Source organism: Colwellia sp. MB02u-6 (assembly GCF_014077095.1).
Taxonomy (GTDB): domain Bacteria; phylum Pseudomonadota; class Gammaproteobacteria; order Enterobacterales; family Alteromonadaceae; genus Cognaticolwellia.
This window is the reverse complement of the sequence record NZ_JACGVG010000036.1, coordinates 160,762-172,171: the sequence shown is the minus strand read 5'-3', so window position 1 is coordinate 172,171 and position 11,410 is coordinate 160,762. Positions and strand designations below refer to the sequence as shown.

6 protein-coding genes are annotated in these 11,410 nt (G+C 41.2%); 5 read left to right on the top strand and 1 reads right to left on the bottom strand.

Features of this window, described 5'->3' with window-relative positions; genetic code table 11:
* Window positions 1-98 precede the first annotated feature (98 nt).
* From rpoC to tuf, 5 genes are all read left to right on the top strand, one after another.
* Entirely contained in the window at window positions 99-4,304 is a 4,206-nt protein-coding gene (gene rpoC / locus H4J46_RS12680) for a DNA-directed RNA polymerase subunit beta' (protein ID WP_182233838.1), read from the top strand.
* Window positions 4,305-4,517: 213 nt separating this feature from the next.
* Window positions 4,518-4,892 carry a 30S ribosomal protein S12 gene (rpsL, locus tag H4J46_RS12675; protein ID WP_011045492.1) on the top strand — a complete coding sequence of 125 codons (375 nt, stop codon included), beginning with the start codon at window positions 4,518-4,520 and terminating at the stop codon, window positions 4,890-4,892.
* Window positions 4,893-4,988: 96 nt separating this feature from the next.
* Window positions 4,989-5,462 carry a 30S ribosomal protein S7 gene (gene rpsG / locus H4J46_RS12670; protein WP_182233837.1) on the top strand — a complete coding sequence of 158 codons (474 nt, stop codon included), beginning with the start codon at window positions 4,989-4,991 and terminating at the stop codon, window positions 5,460-5,462.
* A 141-nt stretch (window positions 5,463-5,603) separates the two neighbouring features.
* Window positions 5,604-7,700 (top strand): elongation factor G, encoded by a 2,097-nt coding sequence (gene fusA / locus H4J46_RS12665; protein ID WP_182233836.1) that lies wholly within the window; start codon window positions 5,604-5,606, stop codon window positions 7,698-7,700.
* Window positions 7,701-7,768: 68 nt separating this feature from the next.
* Window positions 7,769-8,953 carry an elongation factor Tu gene (tuf, locus tag H4J46_RS12660; RefSeq protein ID WP_182137223.1) on the top strand — a complete coding sequence of 395 codons (1,185 nt, stop codon included), beginning with the start codon at window positions 7,769-7,771 and terminating at the stop codon, window positions 8,951-8,953.
* Between the two features lie 361 nt (window positions 8,954-9,314).
* On the opposite strand, the gene H4J46_RS12655 is transcribed toward tuf, so the two are convergent.
* Window positions 9,315-11,318 carry a methyl-accepting chemotaxis protein gene (locus H4J46_RS12655; RefSeq protein WP_182233835.1) on the bottom strand — a complete coding sequence of 668 codons (2,004 nt, stop codon included), beginning with the start codon at window positions 11,316-11,318 and terminating at the stop codon, window positions 9,315-9,317.
* Window positions 11,319-11,410 lie beyond the last annotated feature (92 nt).

Sequence of the window (11,410 nt, the reverse complement as noted above, 5' to 3'; positions counted from 1 at the left end):
CAAGCTACATTGCTGACTTTTAGCACAAGCTGAAGTCAGTACAGGGAGAGAACAGATAACTGTTCTCTCCGGTATTTAACTCCGACAGGAGAGAGTGTGTGAAAGATTTACTTAAGTTTCTTAAGCAACAAAATCAAACAGAAGAGTTCGATGGTATTCGCATCGGACTAGCTTCACCTGACATGATTCGTTCATGGTCATTTGGTGAAGTAAAGAAACCTGAGACGATTAACTATCGTACTTTTAAGCCGGAACGTGATGGTTTGTTCTGTGCGCGTATTTTTGGCCCAGTTAAAGACTACGAATGTCTTTGTGGCAAATACAAACGCCTTAAGCACCGTGGTGTAATTTGTGAAAAATGTGGCGTTGAAGTTACATTAACTAAAGTTCGTCGTGACCGCATGGGTCATATCGAACTAGCAAGTCCAGTTGCCCATATTTGGTTCTTAAAGTCATTACCATCTCGTATCGGTCTATTATTAGACATGACGTTACGTGATATTGAGCGTGTGCTTTATTTTGAATCTTACGTTGTTACCGAACCTGGTATGACAACATTAGAGAAAAGCCAAATTCTAACCGAAGAAGAATATCTTGATGCTTTAGAAGAGCACGGTGACGAATTTGACGCCCTAATGGGTGCTGAAGCGGTACTTGCGTTATTACAACAGATTGATCTTGACGGTGAAGTAGCGCAAATGCGTGAAGAGTTACCTGAAATTGGTTCTGAAACAAAACGTAAGAAAATCACTAAACGTTTGAAATTGATGGAAGCATTCGCAGCATCAGGCAATAAGCCTGAGTGGATGATCATGAACGTTTTACCAATCTTACCACCAGATTTACGTCCGTTGGTACCATTGGATGGTGGCCGTTTTGCAACGTCTGATTTAAACGACTTATACCGTCGTGTAATCAACCGTAACAACCGTTTAAAACGTCTTCTAGACTTAGTTGCACCAGATATCATCGTACGTAACGAAAAGCGTATGCTGCAAGAATCTGTTGATGCCTTACTAGACAACGGTCGTCGTGGTCGTGCCATTACCGGTTCTAACAAACGTCCTCTTAAATCTCTTGCCGATATGATCAAAGGTAAGCAAGGTCGTTTCCGTCAGAATTTATTGGGTAAACGTGTTGATTATTCTGGTCGTTCTGTAATCACTGTTGGTCCAACATTACGTTTACATCAATGTGGTTTACCTAAGAAAATGGCACTTGAACTATTCAAGCCATTTATTTACGGTAAGTTAGAAGCACGTGGCTTAGCAACTACAATTAAAGCAGCTAAGAAATTAGTTGAACGTGAAGGCGCTGAAGTTTGGGATGTACTTGACGAAGTAATTCGTGAACATCCGGTTATGCTTAACCGTGCACCTACACTTCATAGATTGGGTATCCAAGCGTTTGAACCTGTACTAATTGAAGGTAAAGCGATTCATTTGCACCCGTTGGTTTGTGCGGCCTATAACGCCGATTTCGATGGTGACCAAATGGCGGTACACGTACCGTTGACAATCGAAGCACAAATGGAAGCACGTACGTTGATGATGTCAACGAATAACGTTCTTTCACCTGCTAACGGTGATCCAATCATCGTACCATCACAGGATGTTGTATTAGGTTTATATTATCTAACGCGCGATCGTGTTAATGGTTTAGGTGAAGGTATGACTTTTACTGACATCAAAGAAGTTGAAAAAGCTTACCGTACAGGCTTTGCTGAACTTCATGCCCGTGTGAAAGTTCGTATTACTGAACATGTTCGTAACAGCGATGGTGTGTATGAACCACTAACTAAGCTGCGTGATACTACTGTCGGTCGTGCAATCTTATGGCAAGTATGTCCAGACGGCATGCCTTATGATCTTATTGATCAGCCACTAGGTAAAAAGCCAATTTCAAAACTGATTAACCATGCGTACCGTAACTTAGGTCTTAAAGATACTGTTATCTTTGCTGACCAGATTATGTACACAGGTTTCCACTACGCGATGATCGCGGGTGCTTCAGTTGGTATCGACGATATGGTTATTCCAGCGGCGAAATACACCATCATTGAAGAGTCAGAAGAAGAAGTTAAAGAAATTCAAACTCAGTTCGAGCAAGGTCTTGTAACTCAGGGTGAAAAGTACAACAAAGTTATTGATATTTGGTCATCTGCCAACGAGAAAATCTCGAAAGCTATGATGGACAACTTATCAAAAGAAACTGTGATTAACCGTGACGGTGAGCCAGAAGAGCAAGACTCTTTCAACTCAATCTACATGATGGCCGATTCAGGTGCTCGTGGTAGTGCTGCTCAGATTCGTCAGCTTGCAGGTATGCGTGGTTTGATGGCAAAACCAGATGGTTCAATCATCGAAACGCCAATCACCGCTAACTTCCGTGAAGGTTTGAACGTATTACAATACTTCATCTCTACTCATGGTGCGCGTAAAGGTTTGGCTGATACGGCATTGAAAACAGCTAACTCGGGTTACTTGACTCGTCGTTTAGTTGATGTTGCACAAGATTTGGTTGTTACCGAACATGACTGTGGCACATTAGACGGGCTACAAATGACACCATTGATTGAAGGTGGCGATGTTGTTGAACCGTTACGTGAACGTGTGCTGGGTCGTGTTGTCGCTGAAGATGTGGTTAGACCGGGTACCAATGAAGTTTTATTACCGCGTAATACGCTAATTGACGAAGCTTTATGTGATTTCATTGAAGAAAATTCAATTGATCAAATGAAAGTACGTTCAATCATTACCTGTAAAACCGATTTCGGTATTTGTGCTCATTGTTACGGCCGTGATTTGGCTCGTGGACATATGATCAACCAAGGTGAAGCGATTGGCGTTGTGGCAGCACAATCTATCGGTGAACCAGGTACTCAGTTAACTATGCGTACGTTCCATATTGGTGGTGCGGCATCTCGTGCATCAGCAGAGAACAACGTACAGGTTAAGAATACAGGTACGCTGAAATTACAAAATGCTAAATTTGTAACTAACTCTGAAGATCACTTAGTGATTACCTCTCGTTCATCTGAGCTAACGGTAATTGATGAGCTTGGTCGCGAGAAAGAGCGTTATAAAGTACCTTACGGTACCATTCTTAATAAGAAAGATGGCGAAGTACTAAACTCAGGCGATATCATTGCTAACTGGGACCCGCATACGCATCCTATTATCACAGAAGTAGCTGGTAAGGTGCAATTCGTTGAGCTTATTGATGGCGTAACTATGGTTCGCCAAACGGATGATCTTACGGGTTTATCAAGTATCGTAGTCACGGACGTTGGTCAACGTAATACTGCGGGTAAAGAAATGCGCCCAGCAGTTAAATTGGTTGATGCTAAAGGCAACGATGTGATGATCGCTGGCACTGAAATTCCAGCACAATACTTCTTACCAGGTAATGCAATTGTTAACCTAGAAGATGGTGTAGAAGTTGGTATCGGTGATGCGTTAGCGCGTATTCCTCAAGCGTCGTCGAAAACGCGTGATATTACCGGTGGTTTGCCACGTGTAGCTGATTTATTTGAAGCGCGTAAGCCAAAACTTCCAGCAATATTAGCTGAGAAGACAGGTATCATCGCCTTCGGTAAAGAAACTAAAGGTAAAGTGCGTTTATTAATCACACAACCAAGTGGTGAAATATACGAAGAGATGATCCCTAAAATGCGTCAATTAAACGTGTTTGAAGGTGAATCTGTACTTAAAGGTGAAGTTATTGCCGATGGTCCAGAGTCTCCACATGATATCTTACGTTTACGTGGTGTAGCACCAGTAGCTAACTATATTGTTAACGAAGTACAAGAAGTGTACCGTTTGCAAGGTGTTAAGATTAACGATAAGCATATTGAAGTTATCGTGCGTCAAATGATCCGCAAGTGTGAGATCTTAGATGCCGGTGATAGTACCTTCCTTAAGGGCGAAGTCCTGGAAGTTGCCCGTGTCAATATCTCTAATCGTGAATTAGAAGCTGCAGGTAAACAACCAGCTGAATACGAAATGCAAATGATGGGTATTACTAAAGCATCATTAGCCACTGAGTCATTTATCTCGGCAGCCTCTTTCCAAGAAACGACGCGTGTACTGACTGAAGCAGCGGTAGCTGGTAAGAAAGATAAACTTCGTGGCTTAAAAGAGAATGTTATTGTTGGTCGCTTAATCCCAGCAGGTACTGGTTATTCTTATCATCAAGAACGTGCGCGTGCTAAAAACGCTGTTCCTGTAGAAGAAGTAACAGTATCAGCTGACGACGCAGCGCAAGCATTAACGGATGCTTTGAATGCAGATTTGTCATCTTAATCAATCGTATTGAAAAATTGGTTAAAGCAGATGATTAACCTGTCTATTGCGAGTAAAGCTTGACAGGTTAAAGCTTGACCTATAGAATTCCGCGACCCTGTATTCCCTACTTTTAAGTATTGAATATGAGGTCGCGGATTTTCACGTTTATAAGGGTGTAAATTTCCCCATTGATTGGAATTTACACAAATTTAACTAATCGGGAGCTATTTAATGGCAACTATTAACCAATTAGTACGTAAACCACGTGTAAGACAAGTAACTAAAAGTAACGTACCAGCGTTACAAGCTTGTCCACAACGTCGTGGCGTATGTACTCGTGTGTATACAACTACACCAAAAAAACCTAACTCAGCATTACGTAAAGTAGCTCGTGTTCGTTTAACTAACGGCTTCGAAGTAACTTCATACATCGGTGGTGAAGGTCATAACTTACAAGAGCATAGTGTTATCTTGATTCGTGGTGGCCGTGTTAAAGATTTACCAGGTGTGCGTTACCACACCGTTCGTGGTGCACTTGATTGTTCAGGTGTAAGCGACAGAAGACAAGGCCGTTCTAAATACGGTGCTAAACGACCTAAATCTTAAGCTATTTTATTTCTTTAATTAGAGATAGAAAGCGTTAAGTAAGGCCAAATAAAATATTAAATTTTGGGTTATACCTGAAAAAAACGGAGAATTAAGATGCCAAGAAGACGCGTCGTAGGGCAACGTAAGATATTGCCAGATCCTAAGTTCCATAACGAACTTTTAGCAAAATTCATCAACATTCTTATGGTTGATGGTAAAAAATCTACTGCAGAAAAAATTGTTTACGGTGCATTAGACATTTTAACTGAGAAAAGCACTGAGAAGACTCATCTTGAGTTATTCGAAACAGCGTTAGATAACATCCGCCCACAAGTGGAAGTAAAGTCTCGTCGTGTTGGTGGTTCTACTTATCAAGTTCCAGTTGAAGTTCGTCCTGTGCGTCGTAATGCACTAGCCATGCGTTGGTTAGTTGAAGCATCTCGTAAACGTGGTGAAAAATCAATGGCTCAGCGCCTAGCTAACGAAATGTTAGATGCGTCTGACAGCAAAGGTTCAGCGGTTAAGAAACGTGAAGACGTTCACCGTATGGCCGAAGCTAACAAAGCATTCGCTCACTACCGTTGGTAGGTACTATGAATTAGCAATATTTGCTGATTTTATAGTAACAAGCGTAATGCCGTGGTTATCACCGAATATCAACATTGATATAAAGTGATAACCACAACTGTTTTATAATCTGAGATAAAGTCTCAGAAAGAGGAATAAATTGTGGCACGTATAACCCCTATCGAGCGTTACCGGAACATTGGTATTTGTGCTCATGTCGATGCCGGTAAAACGACAACAACAGAAAGGGTACTTTTCTACACTGGTCGTTCACATAAGATCGGCGAAGTTCATAATGGCGCAGCCACTATGGACTGGATGGAGCAAGAGCAAGAGCGTGGTATAACCATCACTTCTGCGGCAACAACTTGTTTCTGGAAAGGCATGCAAGCCCAGTTTGAAGACCATCGCATTAATATCATCGACACCCCTGGTCACGTAGACTTTACGATTGAAGTAGAACGTTCATTACGTGTATTAGACGGTGCGGTATTAGTATTATGTGCTTCTTCAGGAGTTCAACCACAAACAGAAACTGTTTGGCGTCAAATGGAGAAATACTCTGTTCCACGGCTAGTTTTTGTTAATAAGATGGACCGCACAGGTGCAGACTTCTTATTAGTAGTTGAGCAACTTAATTCTCGCTTAAAAGCTAATGCAGTGCCCATTCATTTAGCAATTGGCGCTGAAGATGACTTTACTGGTGTTGTCGACTTAATCAAGATGAAAGCCATTAACTGGAACGAAAGTGACCAGGGTATGACCTTTACTTATGAAGATATCCCAGCAGAGATGCTAGAGCAAGCCGAACATTGGCATGAACATCTGGTCTCTGAAGCTGCAGAAGCCTCTGAAGAATTAATGGATAAATACCTTGAAGAAGGTGACTTATCCGAAGCAGAAATAAAATCTGCGCTGCGTACGCGTACGCTAAACAATGAAATTGTCCTTTGTGCTTGTGGCTCAGCTTTCAAGAACAAAGGCGTTCAAGCAGTACTTGATGCTGTTGTAGAATTTTTACCTTCGCCAACTGATGTTGAAGCGATAAAAGGTATTAATAACGACAAAAACGAAACTGAAGGTTGTCGTGAGGCTGATGATAAAGCGCCATTTGCTGCTTTAGCATTTAAAATCGCCACTGACCCATTTGTCGGTACGTTAACGTTCTTTCGCGTTTATTCAGGTGTAGTAAAAACTGGCGACAGTATATACAACCCTGTGAAAGGTAAAAAAGAGCGTTTAGGTCGTATTGTGCAAATGCATGCAAATGACCGTCAGGAAATTAAAGAAGTAAGAGCAGGCGATATAGCTGCGGCTATTGGTCTTAAAGATGTCACTACAGGTGATACTTTATGTGATGTGAATCACGTGATCACGCTCGAACGTATGGAGTTTCCTGAACCAGTAATTTCTGTAGCAGTTGAGCCAAAAACTGTCGCTTCCCAAGAAAAAATGGGCATTGCGTTAGGTAAGTTGGCCGCAGAAGATCCGTCATTTAGAGTAGTCTCTGATGAGGAAACGGGTCAAACCATCATTTCAGGTATGGGGGAATTACACCTCGATATCCTAGTTGAACGCATGAAACGTGAATTTGGCGTTGAATGTAATGTCGGTAATCCACAAGTGGCTTATCGCGAAACCATTCGTTCGACGGTTGAAGTGGAAGGTAAATTTGTTCGTCAATCAGGTGGTCGTGGTCAATTTGGTCATGTTTGGTTGAAAATGGAGCCCTTACCCAAAGGTGAAGGCTTCGAGTTTGTTAATGAAATTGTCGGTGGTAGTGTTCCAAAAGAATTTATCCCCTCAGTTGAACAGGGTTGTAGAGAGCAGATGGACAGTGGTGTGTTAGCGGGCTACCCGTTATTAGACATCAAAGTCACGCTTTACGATGGCTCTTTTCATGACGTTGACTCAAACGAAATGGCGTTTAAAGTCGCTGCATCAATTGGTTTTAGACAAGGGGCGCTAAAAGCGTCACCGGTAATTCTTGAGCCAATGATGAAAGTTGAAGTTATTACGCCAGACGCAAACATGGGTGATGTTGTTGGTGACTTAAACCGTCGCCGTGGCATGATCGATGGCATGGACGAAGGTCCAGCTGGTTCGAAGATAGTAAATGCATTTGTGCCGCTATCTGAAATGTTTGGTTACGCTACTGCATTGCGTAGTGCAACTCAAGGTCGCGCATCATACTCAATGGAGTTTCACGAATATAGTGAAGCACCAAAGGCTGTTGCCGACAAAATAATTGAATCTTAGTAAGGCTTTTTGAAAGTCTGGCTCGGTCTTTTGGCCGGGCTTTTAATAAACTTTAAGGTAATTGAAAAATGGCTAAAGCAAAATTTGAACGTTTAAAACCGCATGTTAACGTTGGTACTATTGGTCACGTCGATCACGGTAAAACAACTTTAACAGCTGCTATCTCTGCAGTATTAACTAAAGTCCACGGTGGTGAAGTTAAAGATTTCGCACAAATCGATAACGCTCCTGAAGAACGTGAACGTGGTATTACGATTAATACTTCTCACATTGAGTATGATACAGCTGCACGTCACTACGCGCACGTAGATTGTCCTGGTCACGCCGATTACATCAAAAACATGATCACTGGTGCTGCACAAATGGATGGCGCTATCTTAGTAGTTGCTGCTACAGATGGTCCTATGCCACAAACACGTGAGCACATCTTGTTATCACGTCAAGTTGGTGTACCTTTCATCATAGTATTCATGAACAAATGTGATGTTGTTGATGATGATGAATTATTAGAATTAGTAGAAATGGAAGTTCGTGAACTTCTTTCTGAATATGACTTCCCAGGTGATGATTTACCGGTAATTCAAGGTTCAGCACTTGGCGCTCTTCAAGGCGACGAGAAATGGGAAGCGAAAGTAATCGAACTTGCTGATGCATTAGATAACTACATTCCAGAGCCAGAGCGTGCAATTGATGGAGCATTCATCATGCCTATCGAAGATGTATTCTCAATCTCAGGTCGTGGTACGGTTGTAACAGGTCGTGTTGAACGCGGTATTGTTAAAATCGGCGACGCAGTTGAAGTTGTTGGTATTCGTGACACACAAACATCTACTTGTACTGGTGTTGAAATGTTCCGCAAGTTACTTGACGAAGGTCGTGCTGGCGAGAACTGTGGTGTTCTTCTTCGTGGTCTTAAGCGTGAAGACGTTGAACGTGGTCAAGTACTATGTAAGCCTGGTTCAATCTTACCTCATACTAAGTTTGAGTCAGAAGTTTATGTACTAAGCAAAGATGAAGGTGGTCGTCATACGCCATTCTTTAAAGGCTACCGTCCACAGTTTTACTTCCGTACAACGGATATTACTGGTGCAGTAGAGCTTCCTGAAGGTGTTGAAATGGTAATGCCAGGCGACAACTTGAAGTTTGTTGTAGAGCTTATCAACCCAGTTGCGATGGACGAAGGTTTACGCTTCGCTATCCGTGAAGGTGGTCGTACAGTTGGTGCTGGTGTTGTATCTAAAATTATCGCTTAATTTTAGAAGACATTAACACAATAAAAAAAGACGCTTAGGCGTCTTTTTTTTTGCAGCTGAGCTATAGTAAAGTGGAAATAGGTCAGTAGTTGCTGGTGTGGTATCACTCTTATCTTAACGAATTATTGCTTGATTTTAAAACACATTAGCAGGATAAAAAAAGACGCTTAGGCGTCTTTTTTTGTAGCTGAGTTATAGTATTTACCTATCATTTTTACTATCATCATCAATCAAAAGTGGTTATGAGGACAATACTTAAAACAGCTGGCTTTATCAGAAAGTGAGCCTGTAAGTAGTATGTTAATCGTGGCATGAATTCAGACCACGACAGTTTTGAGTCTATAAAATATTTTCACCTAGGCTAAACGTTAAATTGGTTTACGACTTTTGATAATGCATTAGCTTGATCAGATAAATTAGTCAGACTATTTTTCATTGTTGTGGAGACATCAACAGTATCGTCAGTTAACACTCTGACGTTCTCAATGTTTTTGGATACTTCTTCAGCGACATTGGCTTGTTGCTCGACTGCATGAGCTACTTCAAATGTTTGACTCTGAAACTGACCAATAACCTCGGCAATATCAGCTAATACTTGCTGTACTTGCTGTGTTAGCTGGACACTATTTTCTGCCTGTAGGCAGCTAGACTCCATCACTCCTACTGCATTTAACGCGGTTGCTTGTAGCTCTTCAATTATACGTTGGATATTTGCGGTAGATTCTTGTGTACGTGAAGCAAGGGTGCGAACCTCGTCAGCAACAACAGCAAAGCCTCGGCCCTGTTCACCGGCTCTAGCCGCTTCAATGGCTGCGTTTAACGCCAATAAATTTGTTTGTTCAGCGATACTGCGTATTACGGTGACAACATCACCAATGGTTTGTGTGCCTGTTTTTAGCTGTTGCACAACTTGTGATGCGTCATCAACATTATTTGAAAGTTGTTGAATGCCAATGGTAGCTTGGTTAACAACGTCAGAGCCTAACGCTACTTTTTCTTCAGCTCTCGTCACCAATTGTTTTGAATAACTGGTATTGTTAGATATGTCGATGCTTGTTTGAGCTAATTCGGTGGCTGCGGTGGCGACAAGATCTATTTCTCGTTTTTGCGCTTCAATTATATGAACTGTTTTATTGCCGATTTTCTCTGCGGCGTCACTTGAAGCTGACACTTCTTTAGTAATAATGATAGTTTGGCTGACCAGATGTTGAATTGAATCAACAAAGAGATTGAACTCATCAACCAACTTGCCAATTTCATCATTTTTTAATGGCGCTATTCTTTGGGTTAAATCGCCATCGCCATCGGCAATGTCTTTCATCGCATTTCTAAGGCTTGCTATGCGATTAACGAAAGGTAATACGCTTAGCCACACCACAATAGCAATCATAATAATAATCGCGATAACAATAGCCACAGAAGACCTAAAAGCTGCTTCGACTGGCTGTGATATTAGTTGCTCAGGGACCAGAAAGCCAAGTTTCCAATTCATTAGCGGATATTCACTTTTCACTTGATTAAAAATGACTTGATAGTCTATGCCACGAAGAGATACCTGGGTAATGCCACTATCGTTCTGCGCAAGGGTCGTTTGCAATTGTGAAAAGCCGGATGTGTCTGAGAATTGACTATCTACACTGGCGATAGAGTCTCCTGGTTTGAAGTTATCATCAAAACCAGGGAAGAAGACTAATTTTCCTGTGTCTGTTATTAAGAAGGCTTCTCCTTCGTTTTTATATTTAATAGGGGCGAGTAAATCATGTCCTATGGTGGTAATTAAAATGTCCATACCGCCAATACCTAATAATTGTCCATCGGGTAAATAGTAGGGCGAAGTAATGGTGGCTGAAATTGAACCATCGTTATTGTCCACTGCGGGTTCAGTAACATACATTGTGGCTGCGCTAAGATTGCTTGACCACCATGGCCGTTGATTGGTGAAATATTTCTCATCATCATAACGACCATTTAAGTCGAAATATTCATGGGTATTTTCGCTACCAAAAAATACACTTTTTATTGCAGGGTCTCTTTCTGAGAAGAATTTAAAATACCGAGTTACATCTTGGTATTGCTTATTATCACTGATATTGGAAAGTCGCTTATCGTAGTTATTAAACCAATCAATAACCAAGGGGTTAGAAAATACACTATGATTTATTTGGCCTTTTGCGACAAAAAATTCTTTCACTTTGGTTGATTGCAACGTAACAATACTCTCTATATCAGAGATAAGTTGCTCTCTGGTATTATCACTAACATTGGATAAAATAAAGAATGAGGTAATAACCAGTAGTATAGCAACTGCACTTGATATGGTAATCACCAATTGGCGCATTATCGATCGACTAAAAAAATTGAACATACTATTTTATACCTATTTGATGAATCTTATTATTCAAAGGATAGACTGTACTAATATCTGTAATAACGTTAGTAATAACAAATGGATGAAAA

Bases quoted from the DNA above. Each gene is read 5' to 3' on its own strand.
- rpsL (WP_011045492.1), top strand. From the start codon at position 4,518: ATGGCAACTATTAACCAATTAGTACGTAAACCACGTGTAAGACAAGTA.
- rpsG (WP_182233837.1), top strand. From the start codon at position 4,989: ATGCCAAGAAGACGCGTCGTAGGGCAACGTAAGATATTGCCAGATCCT.
- tuf (WP_182137223.1), top strand. From the start codon at position 7,769: ATGGCTAAAGCAAAATTTGAACGTTTAAAACCGCATGTTAACGTTGGT.
- H4J46_RS12655 (WP_182233835.1), bottom strand. From the start codon at position 11,318: ATGTTCAATTTTTTTAGTCGATCGATAATGCGCCAATTGGTGATTACC.